Origin of the sequence: Novosphingobium oxfordense (assembly GCF_044029435.1) — a bacterium.
Lineage (GTDB): Bacteria > Pseudomonadota > Alphaproteobacteria > Sphingomonadales > Sphingomonadaceae > Novosphingobium.
Genome location: NZ_CP147008.1, coordinates 1,430,455 through 1,448,484, shown reverse-complemented (window position 1 = coordinate 1,448,484; position 18,030 = coordinate 1,430,455). Strand labels below are relative to the sequence as shown.

Annotated in this window: 17 protein-coding genes; 5 read left to right on the top strand and 12 right to left on the bottom strand. The window is 65.4% G+C overall.

Translation table 11 applies throughout. The features are described from left to right. Window positions 1–70 precede the first annotated feature (70 nt). Genes WBP07_RS29195 through WBP07_RS29155 form a run of 9 tightly spaced genes read right to left on the bottom strand, consistent with a single transcriptional unit; the run spans window position 71 to window position 9,190 of the window. Window positions 71–1,141, bottom strand: coding sequence for a phosphotransferase (locus WBP07_RS29195; protein ID WP_395396733.1), 1,071 nt, complete (start codon window positions 1,139–1,141; stop codon window positions 71–73). Between the two features lie 3 nt (window positions 1,142–1,144). Next, entirely contained in the window at window positions 1,145–2,347 is a 1,203-nt protein-coding gene (locus WBP07_RS29190) for an acyl-CoA dehydrogenase family protein (protein WP_395396732.1), read from the bottom strand. Continuing rightward, a complete protein-coding gene (locus WBP07_RS29185; RefSeq protein ID WP_395396731.1) occupies window positions 2,344–2,889 on the bottom strand; it encodes a VOC family protein in 546 nt (181 codons plus the stop codon). Before WBP07_RS29185 ends, WBP07_RS29190 begins: the two co-directional genes overlap by 4 nt. Window positions 2,890–2,903: 14 nt before the next feature. Then, window positions 2,904–4,340 carry a 2-oxo acid dehydrogenase subunit E2 gene (locus WBP07_RS29180; protein ID WP_395396730.1) on the bottom strand — a complete coding sequence of 479 codons (1,437 nt, stop codon included), beginning with the start codon at window positions 4,338–4,340 and terminating at the stop codon, window positions 2,904–2,906. A 13-nt stretch (window positions 4,341–4,353) separates the two neighbouring features. Further along, the gene (locus WBP07_RS29175; protein ID WP_395396729.1) at window positions 4,354–5,367 is read right to left on the bottom strand and encodes an alpha-ketoacid dehydrogenase subunit beta; all 1,014 of its coding nucleotides are present in this window, start codon (window positions 5,365–5,367) and stop codon (window positions 4,354–4,356) included. Window positions 5,368–5,383: 16 nt separating this feature from the next. Beyond that, window positions 5,384–6,373 carry a thiamine pyrophosphate-dependent dehydrogenase E1 component subunit alpha gene (locus WBP07_RS29170; RefSeq protein WP_395396728.1) on the bottom strand — a complete coding sequence of 330 codons (990 nt, stop codon included), beginning with the start codon at window positions 6,371–6,373 and terminating at the stop codon, window positions 5,384–5,386. Window positions 6,374–6,420: 47 nt separating this feature from the next. Continuing rightward, window positions 6,421–7,629 (bottom strand): acyl-CoA dehydrogenase family protein, encoded by a 1,209-nt coding sequence (locus WBP07_RS29165; RefSeq protein ID WP_395396727.1) that lies wholly within the window; start codon window positions 7,627–7,629, stop codon window positions 6,421–6,423. A gap of 5 nt (window positions 7,630–7,634) precedes the next feature. Continuing rightward, window positions 7,635–8,795, bottom strand: a complete 1,161-nt coding sequence (locus tag WBP07_RS29160) for a thiolase family protein (protein WP_395396726.1) — start codon at window positions 8,793–8,795, stop codon at window positions 7,635–7,637. Then, entirely contained in the window at window positions 8,792–9,190 is a 399-nt protein-coding gene (locus WBP07_RS29155) for a Zn-ribbon domain-containing OB-fold protein (protein WP_395396725.1), read from the bottom strand. The genes WBP07_RS29160 and WBP07_RS29155 overlap by 4 nt, the downstream gene beginning before the upstream one ends. A 139-nt stretch (window positions 9,191–9,329) precedes the next feature. On the opposite strand from WBP07_RS29155, the gene WBP07_RS29150 reads away from it, so the two are divergent. Then, window positions 9,330–10,964: a GMC family oxidoreductase gene (locus WBP07_RS29150; RefSeq protein ID WP_395396724.1), complete on the top strand. Its 1,635-nt coding sequence runs from the start codon at window positions 9,330–9,332 to the stop codon at window positions 10,962–10,964. Window positions 10,965–10,973: 9 nt separating this feature from the next. Here the strand turns inward: WBP07_RS29150 and WBP07_RS29145 are convergent, their stop codons facing one another. Next, window positions 10,974–11,747 (bottom strand): LuxR C-terminal-related transcriptional regulator, encoded by a 774-nt coding sequence (locus WBP07_RS29145; RefSeq protein WP_395396723.1) that lies wholly within the window; start codon window positions 11,745–11,747, stop codon window positions 10,974–10,976. Between the two features lie 151 nt (window positions 11,748–11,898). On the opposite strand from WBP07_RS29145, the gene WBP07_RS29140 reads away from it, so the two are divergent. Continuing rightward, on the top strand, window positions 11,899–13,017 hold the full coding sequence (locus WBP07_RS29140; RefSeq protein WP_395396722.1) for an acyl-CoA dehydrogenase family protein: 1,119 nt from the start codon (window positions 11,899–11,901) through the stop codon (window positions 13,015–13,017). Window positions 13,018–13,189: 172 nt separating this feature from the next. Here the strand turns inward: WBP07_RS29140 and WBP07_RS29135 are convergent, their stop codons facing one another. Next, window positions 13,190–13,966: a ThuA domain-containing protein gene (locus WBP07_RS29135; RefSeq protein WP_395396721.1), complete on the bottom strand. Its 777-nt coding sequence runs from the start codon at window positions 13,964–13,966 to the stop codon at window positions 13,190–13,192. Window positions 13,967–13,970: 4 nt separating this feature from the next. After that, complete coding sequence (locus WBP07_RS29130; protein WP_395396720.1) at window positions 13,971–15,413, bottom strand: SRPBCC family protein; 1,443 nt, start codon at window positions 15,411–15,413, stop codon at window positions 13,971–13,973. A gap of 148 nt (window positions 15,414–15,561) precedes the next feature. Between WBP07_RS29130 and WBP07_RS29125 the strand changes: the two genes are divergently transcribed. From WBP07_RS29125 to WBP07_RS29115, 3 genes are all read left to right on the top strand, one after another. Next, entirely contained in the window at window positions 15,562–16,341 is a 780-nt protein-coding gene (locus WBP07_RS29125) for an SDR family NAD(P)-dependent oxidoreductase (protein WP_395396719.1), read from the top strand. Further along, window positions 16,338–17,156 carry an SDR family NAD(P)-dependent oxidoreductase gene (locus tag WBP07_RS29120; protein WP_395396718.1) on the top strand — a complete coding sequence of 273 codons (819 nt, stop codon included), beginning with the start codon at window positions 16,338–16,340 and terminating at the stop codon, window positions 17,154–17,156. The genes WBP07_RS29125 and WBP07_RS29120 overlap by 4 nt, the downstream gene beginning before the upstream one ends. A gap of 75 nt (window positions 17,157–17,231) precedes the next feature. Further along, complete coding sequence (locus tag WBP07_RS29115; protein WP_395396717.1) at window positions 17,232–18,023, top strand: SDR family NAD(P)-dependent oxidoreductase; 792 nt, start codon at window positions 17,232–17,234, stop codon at window positions 18,021–18,023. Window positions 18,024–18,030: the final 7 nt, after the last annotated feature.

Sequence of the window (18,030 nt, the reverse complement as noted above, 5' to 3'; positions counted from 1 at the left end):
AGGCCTGCGGGTTTAGTTTACGGGTCTCCGCGCCGCCGCGCAAAGATTGGGCGAGGCGGACCTCGCAGAATCACTCGATGCCGCTCTCCAGGCGTTCGCGCGCCATACGAGCAAGCGTCGGGAAGCATTCGGCGCGGGTCGCCGCCTGCGCATTGGCCGCATTTCCCCGCAGGACTCGGCCCTTGATGCCGTGAAAAATGGCAGCAAGGCGGAACAGGTTGAAGGCGACGTAGAACGCGTAATCGGGAATGCCCTCGCGCCCGGTTCGCGCACAGTAGGCGGCAACGTAGTCCTGCTCCGACGGGATGTTCAGCGCGGCCAGATCCGCGCCGATCAGGCCCGGCACGATCTCCGGCGGCATCCGGTACATCAGCGTGTGATAAGCGAAGTCCGCCAGTGGGTGGCCCAGGGTCGATAGCTCCCAATCCAGCACCGCCAGCACGCGCGGCTCGGTGGGGTGGAAGATCATGTTGTCGCAGCGGCAGTCGCCGTGGATCACCGAAGTCTCGTCACCCGGCGGGATCAGGCTTGGCAGCGCTTCCACCAGCGCGTCCATATCGGCATTGCGACCGGCGAGTTCGTCGGCCTGGTACTGCTTCGTCCAGCGGCCGATCTGGCGCGCGAAGTAATTCCCGGGCTTGCCATAGTCGCCCAGCCCCGCCTTGTCCGGGTCGATGGCATGAAGCACGGCCATCGTCGCGTTCATCGCATCGAAGTAGGCCGGCCGTTCCTCGCGCGAGACTTGCGGGAATGTCGCATCCCAGAAGATGCGGCCCTCCACCATGTCCATGACGTAGAACCACGTGCCGATCACGGAATCGTCGGTGCACAGGCCGTGAATGCGTACCACCGGGAAGCCCGCCGCGCCCAGCGCCATCTGCACCCGCGCCTCGCGGTCCACCGCATGCGCGCCGGGCAGCAGATCACCCGGCGGCTTGCGCCGCAGGACATAGCTGCGCGACGGCGTGACCAATCGGTAGGTCGGGTTGGACTGCCCGCCCTTGAACTGCTCCACCATCAGCGGGCCGGCGAACCCATCGACATTCTGCGCCATCCAGCGGGCCAGCGCCGCCTCGTCGAAGCGATAGCCTTCGCGGACGGGAACGGTGCCCGAATTGTCGGCGGCAAGGTCGGTGGACATGACTTACGCCGCCTTCTCTTGCTGGCTCTGCTTCCACTCGCGCTTGATCTTCTTCGCGAGCGACCATTTGTGCACCTCAGTCGGCCCATCATAGATGCGGAATGCGCGGATTTCGCGGAACACCTGCTCCACAATCGTGCGATCGGTCACGCCGATGCCGCCCATCACCTGCACGCAATTGTCGGCGATCTTCATAAGCGCCTCGCTCACCGCGACTTTCGCCATCGAGCTTTCGACAGTGCCCAGCGATCCGGTGTCCAACACATCCGCGCACCAGTCGATCATCAGCCGGCTCTGCTGGAGCAGGATGCGGTTCTCCGCCAGCATGAAGCCGACGCCTTCGTGGTCGATCAATGTCTTGCCGAAAGCCTCGCGGCGGCAGGCATAGTCCACCGCGATCTCGTGCGCGCGGATGCAGGCGCCCAGCCAGCGCATGCAGTGCGAAAGCCGCGCGGGGCTCAGGCGGACTTGCGCATACTTGAAACCCTCCCCCGGCTGGCCCAGCATCTGCGCGGCGGGAACGCGAAGCTCCCGGATCGTCACCGTGGAATGACCGCCGGGCATCGAGGTATCAATGGTGTTCGGCACTTCGTCGATCACGATGGCGGGATCGGGCAGGTCCACCAGGAACATGCAGGCGCCGCCCTTTGTGTCTTCCTCCGCCGATGCGGCCATGACGATGCCCACCATCGCGCCCTTGGCGCCGGTGATGAAGGTCTTGCGGCCGTCGATCACCCAGTCCTCGCCGTCGCGGCGGCAGGTGGTCTTCATCATCGACGGGTCGGATCCGGCGCCGCCCCAATCGGCAGGCTCGGTCATGAAGAAGGCGGAGCGCCCCTTGCCCTCGACCAGCGGCTGGAGGAAGCGCGCCTTGAGTTCGGGGGTCCCGACATGGCCGATCAGGTACATGTTGCCCTCGTCGGGCGCCATGGTGTTGCAGGCGAGCGGGCCGAGCGGCGAGAGGCCGGAGCGGATCAGCACTTCGGCCGTTTCCCGCTGGGTCAGATGGCTGCCGTCTTCGCGGATATGGGGGGTGAGCACGCCCGCCCCACGCGCCTTTTCGCGCAGTTCCATGACCAGTTCGTCGGTCGGCGCGCCGTGATGGTCGCGGCGCGTGTCCTGCTCGCAGGGCACGACGACCTGGCGCACGAAGGCTTCCACCCGGTCCGCCATGGCCGTAGCGTGGTCGGAGAGCGGCTTGCTCATTGCAGCACCCGCACGGGATCGCTGCCGTCCCAATCGCGCGCCGCGTCCTTCATCATCTCGAACAGGCCTGCCGATCCGGCCATCGGCTGAAGGTATTCGATCACGAAACCAGGGCCCTGGCCGGGATCGACGTAGATCACCTCGCCATCATCGCCCACTTTGCCCTCGACGATCACTTCGGCGCCCACTTCGGCGCAGGCGCGGCGGGCTTCGGCAATGTCCTTCACGAAAACGCAGACGTGGTGCAGCCGGTCGCGCACGGCATATTCGCCGGTGTAGAGCGACGGTGCCTCGCTCTCGGTGCGGATCAGCTCGATCTGGATATCGCCCCAATAGCCGATCGCCATGGAGAAAGTCGCGTCGGTGGGCTGGCCCTTGTACTTCATCTCGCCCAGCCGCACGTCATTGAGCACGAAGAACGGCCCGACGCCCACGGTCTCGATCCAGTACGTCATCGCGGCATCGAAATCGGTGGGGAAGTAGGCGAGCTGGATCACCTCGCCCAGGGCTTTGAGAGGTCCCGGTCTGGCGGAACTGGTCATGGCGTGTCCTTCAATCAGGCGAAGAGGCCCTGCGGCTCTTCGATCAGGGTCTTCAGCGTCTGGAGGAACTGCGCGCCCGCAGCCCCATCGATGGCGCGGTGGTCTACCGAGAGCGTCAAAGCGATCCGCGTCTCGAACGCTATGCCGCCGCCTGCCGTCTCCACCGGCTGGCGCTGCGCTGCACCCACGGCAAGGATCGCGCCCTGCGGCGGGTTGATGATCGCATCGAAGTTCTCCACCCCGAACATGCCGAGGTTGGAGACGGAAAACGTGCCGCCCTCCATGTCCTCCATGCCCAGCCCCCTCCCTTGCGCCTTATCGATCAGGCGGCGGGTTTCGGCCGCAAGCTGGTCGATCCGCATACGGTCAGCCTGCCGCACGACCGGGGTGACGAGGCCCTTGGGGCCCGCAACCGCGATCGAGACGTCGGCATGGGGAAAGCGGTAGATGTCGGTGCCGTGGACCTGCACGTTCACCTCCGGATGGCGAACCAGCGCCATCGCGCAGGCCTTGACCACCCAGTCGTTCACCGATGCCTTGCAGCCCAGCACCAGATTGGCGCTCTTGCGCAATTCCAGCAGGGCATCGGCGCGGGCGGACAGGCGCAAGTAGAAGTGCGGGATTTCCTGCTTCGCCTGCGTGAGCCGCTGAGCGACGACCTTGCGAATGCGGTCGAAGGGGACAATCTCGGGCCGGTTCTCGCCGGCCACGAACTGCGGCGCGGCGAGCGAGGCTGAACTTGCCGGTGCGGGAACGAGTGCCAGCACGTCCGCCTTGGAAATGCGTCCGCGCGGGCCAGTGCCCTTCATCCCCGCCAGCGCAATTCCATGAAGCGCGGCGATGCGGCGGGCGAGCGGGGAAGCGAACGCTTTCCCGTCGTCCTCGTGCTGTGCCAGCGCACCTTTCAGTACCGGACTAGCCGGGCCGCGCATCGCCTTGACCACGTCCTGATGGGTGATCCTGCCCTGACGGCCGGAACCCTCGATATCCGAGATATCGACGCCTTCCTCCTCGGCCAGACGCAATGCCTCCGGGCTGATCGGACGGTTGGTATCGATCGGCACGCGCACACGCTCCGAGGCGCCGACGACAGCCCCCACCGGCTCGGGCACGGCGGCCTTGGCTTTCGAGGCGCCTTGCGCCACGCCGCCCTCGGCCGGGGTGAAGGCGGCTATGAACGCCTCGATCTCATCTTCGGAATGGGTGCCTTCATCGAACACCGCCAACAGCGCGCCGACCGGCTCGGCCTCGCTACCACCCGTGACCAGCACGCGGCGCACGGTGGCATCGTATTCGGCCTCCACCTCATTGGTGATCTTGGCGGTTTCGATCAGGCACAGCGTCTGGCCGCGCGTGAAGCTTTCGCCTTCCTTGACCATCCATTCGGCCACTGTGCCCTCGGTCATCTCGATGCCCCACTTCGGCATCGTGAAAGCGCGGATTCTGCTCATGACAGCGCCCCCCTCACCGGTATGCCAGCGTCTTGCGGACGGCAGCGGCCACTTTCGCGGGACTGGGCAAATAGGCCCCTTCCAACTCGCGGGCGAAAGGCACCGGGGTATGGGGCGCGGTGACCATCTCGATCGGTGCCTTCAAGCTGGCGAAGGCCTTGTTGGCCACCAGCGCGGCAATGTCGGTGGCAAGGCTGCAACGGGGCGGAGCCTCGTCCACGATCACCAGTCGCCCGGTCACTTCCACGGAATCGAGGATCGCTTCCTCGTCCAGCGGGGACGTGGTGCGGAGGTCGATCACGTCGCAGCCGATACCGTCCTGCGCCAGATCATCCGCCGCCGTCTCGGCGTAGCCGACCATCATGCCGGAAGCGACGATGGTGACGTCCTCCCCCGCCCGCGCCAGTCGCGCGTGGCCGAAGGGGATCGTGAAGTCCGGATCGTCCGGCACTTCGCCGGTCATGGCGTAAAGGAACTTATGTTCGAGGAAGACCACCGGATCATCGTCCCGGATCGCCTGCCGCAGCAATCCGCAGGCATCGGCGGGCGTCGCAGGCATCACGACCTTGAGCCCGGGCATCGACGTCACGAACTGGCTGATCATCTGGCTATGCTGCGCGGCAGCGTTGTAGCCCGCGCCGCAGGGCATGCGGATCACTGCCGGACAGACCGACTTGCCGCCGAACATGTAGCGGAACTTGGCGATCTGGTTCCACAGCTGGTCCATGCAGACGCCGATGAAGTCCGCGAACATGATCTCCGCCACCGGCCGCTTGCCCGCCAGCGCCAGTCCGCCCGCCGCGCCCATGATCGCGCTTTCGCTGATCGGGGTGTCGATCACCCGGTCCGGTCCGAAAGCCTCGTAGAAGCCTGTGGAGGTTGACCAGATCCCGCCGATCGCTTCCGGCCCGCCGGCCGTACCCATGCCGCCCACCACGTCCTCGCCCAAGACAACGACGCGCGGATCGCGCTGCATTTCCTGGAATATCGTGCCGCGTATGGCGTCGCGGTACATCATCTTTGCCATGTCTTCCGCTCCGCCGTCAGTAGCTGATGTAGACGTTTTCGAGGACGTTCTCGGCCGTTGGCCGCGCCGCCGCGCGCGATGCCGTGACGGCATCCTCGATGGCCTGCAGGGCATCGGCATCCACCGCGTCGAGGTCCTCACCCGTCAGCAGCTTCGCGCCGGTCACCCGCTCGCGGAAGTGGCGAAGACAGTCGCGGGTGGCGCGCAGGCGGTCCAGTTCACCCTCGCCGCGATAGCGCTGGGGATCACCCTCGAAATGGCCGAAGAAGCGTTCGGTATCGAACTCCACCGCCGCCGGGCCATTGCCGGGCGTCCGCACGAATTCCAGCACTTCGCCGAATGTGTCGAAGACCGAGAAGAAGTCCGTCCCGTCCGCGCGCCAGACCTTCATGCCAAAGGCTTCGGCGCGGCTGGCGATGTCCTGCGCGGTGCCTACCGCATAGGCATCGCCGGTGTGTTCGGAATAGTGGTTGTTCTCGAAGACGAAAATCGCCGGCGCCTTGGTGACCACGGCCAGGTTCATCGCTTCGAACGTGGTGCCCTGGTTGCAGGCGCCGTCGCCGGAAAAGGCGATGGAGACGGCCAGCTTGCCATCGGCATCGGGCCCGTCGATCTTGTTCGAAAGCGCCGCGCCCACCGCTATCGGCGCGCCTGCACCAACGATGCCGTTGGCGCCCAGCATGCCCTTGTCGATATCGGCGATGTGCATGGAGCCGCCCTTGCCGTTGCAAAGGCCCTCCTGGCTGCCCCAGATCTCCTTCATCATGCCGGTGACGTCGCAGCCCTTGGCCAGGCAGTGGCCGTGGCCGCGATGGGTGGAGACGATCTTGTCCCTCTCTGAAAGATGCTCGCACACGCCCACCGCCACGGCTTCTTGCCCGCAGTAGAGGTGCGTGAAGCCAGCGATCTCTCCGGTCTGGATTTCCTCGTGAAGGCGTTCCTCGAATTCGCGGATCAGCTTCATCTGCCGATAGGCGCGGGTCAGCGCCTCGCGGTTCAGTTGCATGCCTGCTTCCTCTCCCGTTGTCGTCCGCATCTCTTCACGGTTCCTTTTCAAAGGCCCAAAACGGACTTGGCGATGATGGTGCTCTGCACCTCGTTTGTCCCACCGAAAATCGTCCAGGCCCGGCTGTTGAGATAGCGCGCGGCAGCGACTTGCGCGGCGCGCGAGTGCAGCGGATCCGGCGCATTGTCGCCATAGAGCGGGCGCGACATTTCCAGTTGCAGCCCGGCGATGCCGAACAGGTCCACCGCCAGAAGGTCGATCTCCTGCCGCAAGTTCGATGCCAGCAGCTTGGTCAGCGATGTCTGCGGCCCCGGCTTGCGGCCCTTGGCGATCTCCGAAATGATCTTCAGTTCGATCATCTCCAGCGCCTCCACCCCCAGCCGCGCCTTCGCCACGCGGCGGCGCCAGTCGATGCTGCCCGCCAGAGCCCCGCCGCGCCCGTCGCTCTCCGCTTTCGCAGCTGCCTCGATCTGGGCAAGGTCGTAGCCGAGCTTGGGCGCATGGCACGATCCGCCGCGCTCGTTTTCGAGCAGGAACTTGGCGATGGTCCAGCCCTCACCCTCCGCACCCACAAGGTTTTCGACCGGTACCCGCACGTCTTCGAGGAAGACCTGGTTGACCTCATGATCGCCCGCCGTCGTCAGGATCGGGCGTACCGAGACGCCAGGGCTGGCGAGGTCGATCAGCAGGAAAGAGATGCCCGCCTGCTTCTTCACATCGGGATTGGTACGCACCAGCGTGAACATGCCATTTGCGTGGTGGGCATGGGTGGTCCAGATCTTCGATCCGTTGACGACGTAGTGCTCGCCATCCCGAACTGCGCGGGTCTTCAGGCTGGCAAGGTCCGACCCCGCGCCGGGCTCGGAAAAGCCCTGGCACCAGTAATCTTCGCCCGAAAGGATGCGCGGCAGGTAGCGGGCCTTTTGTGCCGCATTGCCGAACGTCCAGAGCACCGGGGCCAGCAGCTTCAGGCCCAGCACGGTGAGGTTCGGCGCGCCGGCGGCGGCGCATTCCTTCTCGAAAAGGTAGCGTTGGAGCGGCGTCCAGCCGGTGCCGCCATGCTCGACCGGCCACTGATAGCCTAGCCAGCCCTTGGCATCGAGCACCGCGTTCCAGGCCTGCCCGATATCCGGCTCCACAAAGACCGACGGCGTGGCGGCAGCGCCGGCCTTCACCGCATCGGGCAAGTGATCTCGCAGGAACGCGCGCACGTCTTCGCGGAAGGCTTGGTCGGCGGGGGAAAGTTCGATGTCCATGCGTTCTATCGTTCCAGAATCGTCACTGCCGATACGCCCGGTGCCCCGTAGACGTGGCTGTAGGCCGTCTTCGGATTGTTAGGCACCTGACGGCCGCCACCGTCTCCGCGCAGTTGCACCACATTTTCGTAGACCTGCCGCAGCCCCGAAGCGCCGATCGGCTCTCCGCAGGCAAGACAGCCGCCATCGGTATTGACCGGCAGGGCGCCGCCGATCTCGGTCCGCCCCTCGGCCAGCCAGCGTTCCTGATCGCCATCGGCGCAGAAACCGTTTTCGGCCATGTGCATGATCTCCGCACCTGCCTCGGTATCCTGAAGCTGCGCCACATCGACATCGCCCGGCCCGATCCCCGCAAGCCGGAAGGCATCGGCAGAGGCGATGCGGGTGGCAGTGCCGCGCGGCACGTTGTCATCCGCCACAACGTCGACGCTGGGTGCGAAAACCTCGAAGCTATGCGGCGGACGGGTGCGCATGGTCGCTGCCTTCAGACGGACCAGCGGTTTGCCCAGTTCGCGCGCCTTCTTCTCGCTGGCGAGCACGAGCGCCACGCCGCCCTCGGCGGGGGAGCAGAACATGTATTTGGTGTAGGGGTCCGACACGAGCGGCGCCGCCAGAATTTCCTCGATCGGCACCGGCTGGCGGCGCCAGGCATGCGGCGCATGAACGCCGTTGCGGAACGCCTTTTCGGACACGCGCGCCAGCGTCTCGGTGGAGATGCCGAACATATGCATGTAGCGCATGATCTTCGCCGCGAAGAACTGGGTGGTGACCATGTAGCCCGCCTCCCCGTACCAGTCCGGCAGGTTGTATTCGCTGGGCAGCGCATTGAAGGCGCCGCGCGGATGCTTGTCGAACCCGACGGCAAGGCCAAGCTCGAACTCGCCCGACTTGATCGCCATCTGCGTCGAGAACAGCGCCGATCCACCCGCCGCGCAGCCATTGCGCACATTGATGAACTGAACGCCGGTCAGACCCAGCCGATCGACCATCGTGTCCGGGTTTCCGGCGGCATCCGAACTGCCATAGGCGAACTGGATCTGCGGCCAATCCACCCCGGCATCGGCCAGCGCCTGCCGGACGGCGAACACGCCCTGATCCACGCCCGACAGGCCATCGGTGCGGCCGAACGGATGGATACCGATGCCGACGATGCAGACGTCGCTCATGCGCGCGCTCCTTGCATCGGCGCGAAGGCGGGAATGGCGAGCGGATCCGCCACCTCTGGATCGAGCGCCAGTGGCACGAGACGCACCGGCATGCCGATCTCCACCGCGCCGAAATCCACATCCACCAGCCGCGCCTCGACGATCACTTCGCCCGGCAGTTCGACATAGGCGACGATCCAAGGCGTGAAGGCTTCGGGGCCTGCATAAGGCGGCGTCTTGGGGCGATAGCGCTGCACGGTGTAGGACCAGAGCGTGCCCTCGCGCGAGAGCGGCACCGGATCGCAGCTGTCACCGGCAGGACAGGGAAACACCACGCGCCCCGTTTGCCGTTCGCGGCCGCCCAGCAAGCGGGGCGGCGTCTCATCGGTAAACAGGCCTTCGGCAATGGCGCGCATCGTTCTCCCCATCTCTCGGCTTTCGAGTCCGTTGATGTGATTGATTTAAGCGTGCCCGCGCCGCCTTTGTGACTCATCAAAACGCTAGGGTAGCCAATGTGCCAGTTCGTGCGACGCATGTGGCCGGGAGAACGAACTGATGGCAAAAGCCTGGGACTACATCATCGTCGGCGCCGGTTCGGCGGGCTGCGTCATGGCCGAACGGCTCAGCGCCGACGGCCGATCTCAGGTGCTGCTGCTGGAAGCGGGCGGCAGCAACGACAGCTTCTGGGTCACCTTGCCCAAAGGCGTGGCCAAGCTGGTCAAGAAGCCCGAGCATATGTGGGCCTATCCGGTCTCCCAGCCGCGCGACGAGGGCGCGAACGAGGACAGCGGCGGCGAAGTCTGGATTCGGGGCAAGGGCCTTGGCGGTTCGTCCTCGATCAACGGCATGATCTGGAGCCGGGGCGAGCCGGCAGACTACGACGCCTGGGAAAGCGACGCCGGCGCCACAGGCTGGAACGGCGCGAGCATGACCGAGGCTTTCCTGGAACTGGAAGACCACGCCGCCGGCGCTTCGCCGATGCGCGGCAGCGGCGGCCTGGTCCATGTCGATCCGGCCTGTTTCACCTATCCGCTGGCCGAGCGGATGATCGAATCCGGCCAAGCGCTGGGGCTGAAACGCGTGGACGACCTCAACGCCGCGACCGGCCCGCGCGTCGGCTATTACAGCCACAACATCCGCAACGGGCAGCGCGAATCCTCGGCACGGACCTATCTGGCAGCAGCGCGGGGGCGACCGAACCTGACCGTGATTACAAGCGCGCTGGCGGAGCAGATCGTGTTCGACGGCACCCGCGCGGTGGGCCTCGACGCCGTGGTCGATGGTCGCCCGCAACGCTTCGATTGCGCGGGCGAGATCGTGGTGAGCGCGGGGGCCATGGAAAGCCCCCTGCTTCTCCAGCGCTCCGGCATCGGCGATACTGCCCGGCTAAAGGCGGCGGGGATCGCCCCGCTCGTTCATTCGCCCGATGTGGGAGAGCGGATGATCGAGCACCTGTCGATCTCCATCCCGTTCCGGCTGGAACGTGGGCGCGGCACCAACCGCAGCTTCTTCGGCCTGGGCGCAGCCATGGCCATGCTGCGCTATCTGCTGCGCCATGATGGCGTGCTGGCGACCGGACCATTCGAGGTGGGCGCATTCTGCAACGTCGCCCATCCCGACAGGCGCACCGACGCGCAGTTCTACCTCGGCGGCTACACCTTCAAGGTCGGCGACGACAAGGATCCGGTCCCGCTCGACAAGATCGACCCGCGCCCCGGCGTCACTATCTACGGCCAGCTCCTGCGTCTCACCAGCGAGAGCGCGGTGCGGGCGACCGGCCCGAATTCAGGCGACCTCGCCGATATCCGCCACAACTTCCTTTCGACCGAGCACGACCGCCGATCCGCCATCGCGCTGGTACGCAAGATGCGCGCGTTCATGGCGGAAGCGCCGCTGGGGCAGATGGTCGGCGCGGAACTGGTGCCCGGTCCTCAGGTGGAGAGCGACGAGGAGATCCTGTCCGCCTTCCGGCGCCTGTCCAGCTGCGGGCTCCACGCCATCCGATCCTGCCGCATGGGTGACGATCCCGAAGCCGTGGTCGATCCGCGCCTGCGGGTAAAGGGCGTACAGGGCGTACGCGTGGCAGATTGTTCGGTGATGCCGGGGCATGTCACGGGAAACACCAATGCCCCCGCCATGGCGCTGGGCCTGCGCGGTGCAAAACTGATGCTGGAGGACCGGCTACACTGACGCCGCCCGTCAATTATGCAGCGAAATATACCCCAGCTGCGCAGCCTTGAAGACCGTCTGGCTGCGGTTCACCGCGTTCAGCTTGGTCGCCGCATTGTGGATGTGGAAGCGCACGGTGGCGCGGCTGCGCGACATGATCATGCTGATTTCCATGTCCGTCTTGCCGATCGCCGCCCAGCGCAGGCACTCCACCTCACGCTTGGACAGACGCGATCCTGGCGGCAGCGCCTGCGTCGAACCCATCACCTGTACGTAAGTCGCAATGAAGGTGCGGGCATAGAGGCCCAGCGCGTCCGACAGGCGCAGGAAATCGTCCGCAAGATCGGTCCGCTCGCGGTCCAGCGGATTGAAGCTTACCGCGCCGATCTGGCCGAACGGCAGGTGCACTGGCACCGCGATACAGGCCCGCGTCATCGCGCGCTGCTCGAAATTGGCGATGTCGATAGAGGTGAGATAAGCGTTCGGCTCGCGCGTGCGGAAACCTTGCGCATTGGCCCAGAACGGCTGGCTTTCGAAGCGGCAGGCGGTAGTCAGCGGGGAATCGAGGGCGATGCGCGAATTGCGCCACCACACCCGCTCGTCATCGCCCCAGCCGAACACCTCGATGGCCAGCACCTTGCCCTCGCCATCAACCGGCGTGCGCTTGTCGGCAATGTCGTGCGCGGGCGCGGCGCGATAGCCGAGGTCCATGGCGATTGTGTGCAAGGCCTCCGCCGCCGGACGAATGCCCGCCGGTGACGGGACACGCACGGCGTCTATGTTTTCCTGTGACAACAGCGACATGTTTTTCCTCTCTCGCTGCCAAGCTTAACGTGGCCCGACCGTGTGCACAATCGCCCGAAAGCCTGAACCGGGCCGGTTCGGCCTAGCCTTTTGCCCAGCGGAGATGCTCCCACGGCAGGTGCTACACCCGTGTGACAGATGGGAGAGGCACGTGAATTTCGATCTCAGCGAAGACGAGGAAATGCTCAAGGCGCTGACCGAGCGATTCGTCACCAACACTTACGATCACACAACCCGCCGCGCCTTCCTGGCCGAGCCCAGTGGCTTTTCGGGCAAGAACTGGGCGTTGATGGGTGATCTGGGGCTGATTGCAGCGCCGTTTCCCGAGGAATTAGGCGGCCTCAGTCTCGATGCCACCGGCATCGCCACGATTTTCGAGGCACTGGGACGCGGCATGGTGGTCGAGCCGCTGGCCGAAGCGTCGGTGCTGGCCGGCCGCCTGTTCGCGCGAACCGCGCCGGAAGCCTTGCGCGACGAATGGCTGGAGGCGCTGCTCACCGGCGAAAGGCGCCTCGCTCTCGCCCATGACGAAGTGGGTGCTCGCGATGGGCTGACCTGGATCGAGACTGCGGCCGTGGCGGACAATGGCGGCTATCGGCTGGACGGCACAAAGCCCTATTGCATCACCGGCGGCGGCGCGGACGGCTACATCGTCAGCGCTCGGCTATCGGGCGCGCCCGATGATCCGGAAGGCGCCGCGCTGTTTCTAGTGCCCGCCGATACGCCCGGCCTGCAGCGCCGCGACTGGCCGCTGGCAGATGGTTCCATCGCCGTCGCCCTCACCTTCGACAGCGTGCATGTGCTGGAGAGCCAACGGTTGGATGGTGGCGTCGCGACGATCGAAGAGGCGCAACAGGTCGCCGCGATCGCCCGCTGCGCCGAAGCGCTGGGAATCATGGAACGCATGTTTCACGACACGCTCGACTACGTGCGCACTCGCGACCAGTTCGGCGCGGCGCTAGGATCCTTCCAGGCGATCCAGCACCGCATGGTGGCGCAATACGCCGCGATCGAACAAAGCCGCGCGCTGCTGAACCTGGCGCTTGTATCCTGGGGCGGTGACCGCTTTGCCGAGGCGGCGAGCGGCGCGCGGGCGTGGATCTGCGAGGCTTCGGTTACGCTGGCGCACGAGATGGTGCAGTTCCACGGCGGCATGGGCGTGACCGACGAACTGGCCATCGGCGCCGGACACAAGCGGCTGCTGGTGCTGTCGCGTTGGCCGGAGGGGCCGCAAGCGGCGCTGGATCGATATGTTAGGTCGTTGAATTAGCGGCGGGGGGAGAAGGAAGCGGGGCCCCCGCCTGCGCGGGGGCGACGGGGAGTGTGTTGGCTAGGATTGATTTCAATCTGGCAGGAACTGACCGTCTGAAATCGACACTAGCTCACCCCCCAAAACTCGTCGCCCCCGCGCAGGCGGGGGCCCCGCTTTCCTCCTCGCTACCTCACCCCTCGCGCTGCTTGATCCAGCCGATGCCTCGGCGCAGCAATTCGTAGAACACCGGCAGGTCCCAGGCACAGCGGTCCACCGTTGGCCACCAGTCCAACATCGGCTGCAAGTCGTAATGCCCCCGGCAATGGCCGAGCGTATTGTAGAGCACCCCGCCCTTGCCGTGCGCCTTGATGTACATCACCGGATGCGTGCCGATGGCATCGGCCGCCTCGACGAAGCCGGTGCCTTCCTCGGCGCATTCGGTTTCCAGCAGAACATGCAGGTCGCCGTGCCGCTCCATGTGGTAGAGTTCGTCGGTCGTGTCGAACGGCTCGATCCCCTGCACCAACGGATGGGCGGGATCGGCTACCGTCACCGTGTAAGGCGCGATCGGCGGGTGGCTCACGAACTGACTGCCGAGGAGGTCCATGAACAGCGGCGCCCAGCGCGGCGCGTCCCACAGCCCGGCATTGGGTCCGTCCGCCAACAGGCGCAGCACCGAGTTGGTGCCGTGGAGCGCATACCAGCGCCCGCCCGCCGAGAGCCAGTCGCGCAGCACCTCCTGCGCCGCCAGCGAGGGCGTGACGTCGCAAGTATAAGTGATCAGCACATGGGCGGCGCGGATCGCGTCGAGGTTTTCGTAATCCTCGAACACGCGGGTGCGCACGGACGGATCCTCGGCCAACAGCTTGAGCAGTTCCAGCCGGGCGAAGTCCATGTCGTGCCAGACCCCGCCGCAGATCAGCACGCAGTCGATGCGCGGAGGGTGGCTTTCAGCAGTTTCGGTCATGAATTCAAACTGCCCCGCCTGACTTCGAGCCGCCAAGTTCGCCATTGATGTACTTCATCAGCGTGTCCTGAAACTGGCGGATGCGGATTTCCTGATAGTTGCCCAGGTTCACCTTGCCGGTCTTCGAGGCATGGAGCCCCTCCTGCACGTAAGGCAGGTTGTCCATGTCCTGCTCGAACACGTCCCCCAGAATACCGAGTTCGGGCGCCTCGGTCCATTTCTGGTCCAGCCGAAGCATCTTCAGCGGCGCGCCGCGCGGGATCGGTTGGCCCTTGGGGATGCGCGCCAACACGCGCACTTCCATCACGCAGGTATCCGGCGTCTTACCGGGCAGCCAGTTGTAGACGATGTTCGGCATATACCCGCCCCAAGGCGCGAAATTGGGGAACACGTTGTAGACCAGCGCGTCCAGCAGTTCGGCGTCGGTCGCCTCGGCATGGTCGTAACCGGTACTCTCGGTATAGGCCGCGCGCATCGCGGCGCCCAGCGCGGCGCGGGCAGTAATGCCCTCCGGCACTCGGATCGCCATGGGATTGGCGGATGCCTCGCCCTCATAGTTGTCGCCGGAGCGACCGTTGTACTTGATGAACTCGTCGACGATCCACTGCTCGCCCTGTCCCTCTTGAATATGCGGGCTCATCACGCCGAAGGGGACGAGGTTGACGTTCACATTGTCCCCCCAGGTCCAGTAGGCGGCGTTGGAATCGCCAGTGAACGGCAGCAGTTGCGGATGGGTGACGATGGTGTGCCAGGCCTCCATGAAGGCTTCCATCACCACTTTCCAGTTGGCCGGCACTTCCTTGGCCACGCGCATCACGCTGGCGCATTCCTCGTGCCGCCAGCGCTTGAAGTGTTCGGGCAGCGGGGCAAGGAACTCTTCGAGGCTTGGCCCGCCCTTCTCCTCGCGGATGAAGACGTAGCCTGCCCAGCGGCCCACTTCCGCCTCGGGCAAATCCAGGTTCTGTTCGGCCAGATGCGGGAAATCCCATTGGCAGGGCATCGAATTGAAGCTGGCGTCCTTGTTCCAGGCAAAGCCGTGGAAAGGGCAAACGAACTTGTCGGCATGGCCGTCCTCAGTCCGTAGCTTGCGGCCGCGATGGAGGCACACGTTGTGCATCGCCCGGATCGATCCATCATCCTGCCGGCTGACGAGGTAGGAACGCCCCGCGTTCTCATAGACGATGAAGTCGCCCGCTTCGGGCAGGTCTTCCTCGCGCGCCACAAACTGCCAGACGTAGGGCCACATCCGCTCCCGCTCCAACTGCGCGAATTCGGCGCTGGTGTACCGGTCGGCGGGGATCGGGTCGGACCCGCGATAGGTGTAGCTTTCTTCGGTCAGGATCGCAGGGGCTTCCCGCGAATCCAGCGCCATCAGTTCGGCCCAGCTGATGCCCTCGCTGCGGTCTTCCCCCAGCGTAGAGCCCAATTCGAGGTCGCGTTCGGCCATTGGTCCAAGGTCTCCCAACCTGATTTGTTTTTCCCTGTTTGGGTCATGTCTGGACCGGGGGGAAGACGAAGTCACCTTGCTCTAATCATAGGTTGCCCCTTCCCGCAGATCGGCCATGTTCGGCGCAACGAATAGCTGGGAGAATGCCGTGAAGCGGCTTGAAGGCAAAGTGGCGCTGGTCACCGGAGGCACATCCGGCATTGGCGCCGGCGCCGTGCGGCGGCTCAGCGCGGAAGGCGCGCGCGTCGTGTTTACCGGATCGAACCGCAGCGCGGCCGATGAAGTCTGCGCCGCCAGCGGCGCCGAATTCGTCAGCCACAACGTGCGCGATGGCGCCGCGTGGGACGCGCTTTCCGCCCGGATCGCCAGCGACTACGGCCGGCTGGACTTCGCCTTTGCCAATGCCGGCACCGAACATGGCGACGGCAGCGTGGAGGATATCTCGCTGGAAGGGTGGGAGAACGTGATCGGCGTCAACCAGACCGGCGCCATGCTCACCGTGCAGCACGCGATGCGCCTGATGGCCAGCAACCCGGACGGCCCGGCCGGATCTATCCTGGTCAACTCCTCAATGAACGCGCACCGGGCGATGGGCAATTTCGTGGCCTATTCTGTCTCCAAGGCGGCAGTCGTCGCGCTGGTAAAATCGGCAGCGGTCCATGCCGGCAATCGCAAGTACCGCATCCGCGTCAACGCGATCCTGCCCGGCGTGGTGGAGACGGCGCTGATCCGCAACCTGATCGAGACTTCTGGCGATCCCGCGGCCACGCGCGCCGCCTACGAAGGCCTGTCGCCGTTCGGCCGGATGGCGCGTGTGGAGGAGATCGCCGGGCTGGTCGCATGGTTCGCCTCCGACGAGTCGCAGTTCGTCTCCGGCAGCGAATACGTGATCGACGGGGCAACCACGGCAGGGATGATGGGCGTATGAGCGATCTGGGTTCGCAGCGGCTGAAGGGCCGCGTGGCGCTGGTTTCGGGCGGCCTTCGCGGCATCGGCCTCGCCTGCGTGGAGCGCTTTCTGGCCGAAGGCGCGGAAGTGGTGCTCACCGATCTTGAGACGCAGGACAGCGCGCTGGTAGGCGAAACGCTGCGCCGGCTGGGGCAGGCGGCCAGCTATGTGCAGGCCAACGTCACCAGCGAGGAAGATTGGGCGGCCACGCTCGATGCCGTTACCCAGCGACACGGCAAGCTGCACATCCTGGTCAACAATGCCGGGATCGACCTGACCGGCCCGGTCGCCGAAACCTCGCTGGAGGGCTGGCGGCGGATCATGAGCATCAATGTCGACGGCGTGTTCCTGGGCGTGCGCACATTCGTGCCGCTGATGGCCGCCAGCGGTGCGGGCGTTACCGGCGGTGCCTCGATCGTCAATGTCAGTTCGATCATGGGCCTTGTCGGCATGAGCGAGGTTTCCGGCTACAACGCCAGCAAGGGCGCGGTGCGGCTGTTCACCAAGTCGATCGCACTGGAATTCGCCGAAAAGAAGATGCCGATCCGCGCCAATTCGCTGCATCCCGGCTTCGTGATGACGCCCTTGCTCAAGGAAGGCTTCCAGCGCTGGGTGGACAAGGGCGTCGCCGAAAAGCCGCAGGATCTGGTGGATCTGATGTCGAGCAAGACGCCGATCGGCCGCCTTGCCGACCCTTCCGAACTGGCCAGCGCGGTGTTCTTCCTGGCCTCAAGCGACAGTTCCTACATGACCGGCGCGGAACTGGTGATCGACGGCGGCTGGACCGCGCAGTGATCCGCCCAGACACCTGCCGAGTGACCTGCCAGTGACGTGCCGAATGACCTACACAATTCCCGGAGAAGCCCAACAATGACCGCACCCTCACCCGGCGCCCTTCCCGATACCATCGCCGTCGTCACCGGCGCGGCAGGCGGCATCGGTCGCGAGATCGTGAAAGCCTTGAAGGCGGCCGGCGCCACCGTGATCGCCACCGATTTGAAGGACGGAGCCGAGGTCGAAGGCGCCGACCATTACCTGAAGCACGATGTCACCAGCGAGGCCGACTGGCGCGCAGTGGAGGCACTGGTTCGTGAGAACTACGGCCGGCTCGACGTGCTGGTGAACAATGCCGGTCTCTCGATCGTCACCAAGTTCGAGGAGACCCCGCTCTCCGAATTCCACCGGGTCAACGCGATCAACGTCGATTCCGCGATCATCGGCACGCAAGTCCTGCTCGACCTGCTCAAGGCGGGCGGCAAGGCGCGCAAGGGCGGAGCCTCGGTGATCAACTTCTCCAGCGTCGGCGGCCTACGCGGCGCGGCGTTCAATGCGGCCTATTGCGTCAGCAAGGCGGCGATCAAGATGCTGTCGAAGTGCCTGGGCGCCGAATTCGCGGCGCTGAAGTACAATATCCGCGTCAATTCGGTGCATCCCGGCGGGATCGAGACGCCGATGCTGGCCTCTATCATGGACCGCTACGTCGAACTCGGCGCCTCGCCCTCACGCGAGGCTTCGCTGGCCGCCATGAACACTACCCACCCCATCGGCCGCCTCGGCCGGCCGGAAGAAATGGCCGGCGGCGTGGTCTTCCTCGCCAGCGAGGCATCCAGTTTCATGACCTGCGACGAACTCGTGATGGACGGCGGCTTTAGTCAGGTCTGATTTTTAG

Excerpts from the sequence above, each read along its gene's own strand:
- WBP07_RS29195 (WP_395396733.1), bottom strand. The coding sequence starts at position 1,141 with ATGTCCACCGACCTTGCCGCCGACAATTCGGGCACCGTTCCCGTCCGC.
- WBP07_RS29190 (WP_395396732.1), bottom strand. The coding sequence starts at position 2,347 with ATGAGCAAGCCGCTCTCCGACCACGCTACGGCCATGGCGGACCGGGTG.
- WBP07_RS29185 (WP_395396731.1), bottom strand. The coding sequence starts at position 2,889 with ATGACCAGTTCCGCCAGACCGGGACCTCTCAAAGCCCTGGGCGAGGTG.
- WBP07_RS29180 (WP_395396730.1), bottom strand. The coding sequence starts at position 4,340 with ATGAGCAGAATCCGCGCTTTCACGATGCCGAAGTGGGGCATCGAGATG.
- WBP07_RS29175 (WP_395396729.1), bottom strand. The coding sequence starts at position 5,367 with ATGGCAAAGATGATGTACCGCGACGCCATACGCGGCACGATATTCCAG.
- WBP07_RS29170 (WP_395396728.1), bottom strand. The coding sequence starts at position 6,373 with ATGCAACTGAACCGCGAGGCGCTGACCCGCGCCTATCGGCAGATGAAG.
- WBP07_RS29165 (WP_395396727.1), bottom strand. The coding sequence starts at position 7,629 with ATGGACATCGAACTTTCCCCCGCCGACCAAGCCTTCCGCGAAGACGTG.
- WBP07_RS29160 (WP_395396726.1), bottom strand. The coding sequence starts at position 8,795 with ATGAGCGACGTCTGCATCGTCGGCATCGGTATCCATCCGTTCGGCCGC.
- WBP07_RS29155 (WP_395396725.1), bottom strand. The coding sequence starts at position 9,190 with ATGCGCGCCATTGCCGAAGGCCTGTTTACCGATGAGACGCCGCCCCGC.
- WBP07_RS29150 (WP_395396724.1), top strand. The coding sequence starts at position 9,330 with ATGGCAAAAGCCTGGGACTACATCATCGTCGGCGCCGGTTCGGCGGGC.
- WBP07_RS29145 (WP_395396723.1), bottom strand. The coding sequence starts at position 11,747 with ATGTCGCTGTTGTCACAGGAAAACATAGACGCCGTGCGTGTCCCGTCA.
- WBP07_RS29135 (WP_395396721.1), bottom strand. The coding sequence starts at position 13,966 with ATGACCGAAACTGCTGAAAGCCACCCTCCGCGCATCGACTGCGTGCTG.
- WBP07_RS29130 (WP_395396720.1), bottom strand. The coding sequence starts at position 15,413 with ATGGCCGAACGCGACCTCGAATTGGGCTCTACGCTGGGGGAAGACCGC.
- WBP07_RS29120 (WP_395396718.1), top strand. The coding sequence starts at position 16,338 with ATGAGCGATCTGGGTTCGCAGCGGCTGAAGGGCCGCGTGGCGCTGGTT.
- WBP07_RS29115 (WP_395396717.1), top strand. The coding sequence starts at position 17,232 with ATGACCGCACCCTCACCCGGCGCCCTTCCCGATACCATCGCCGTCGTC.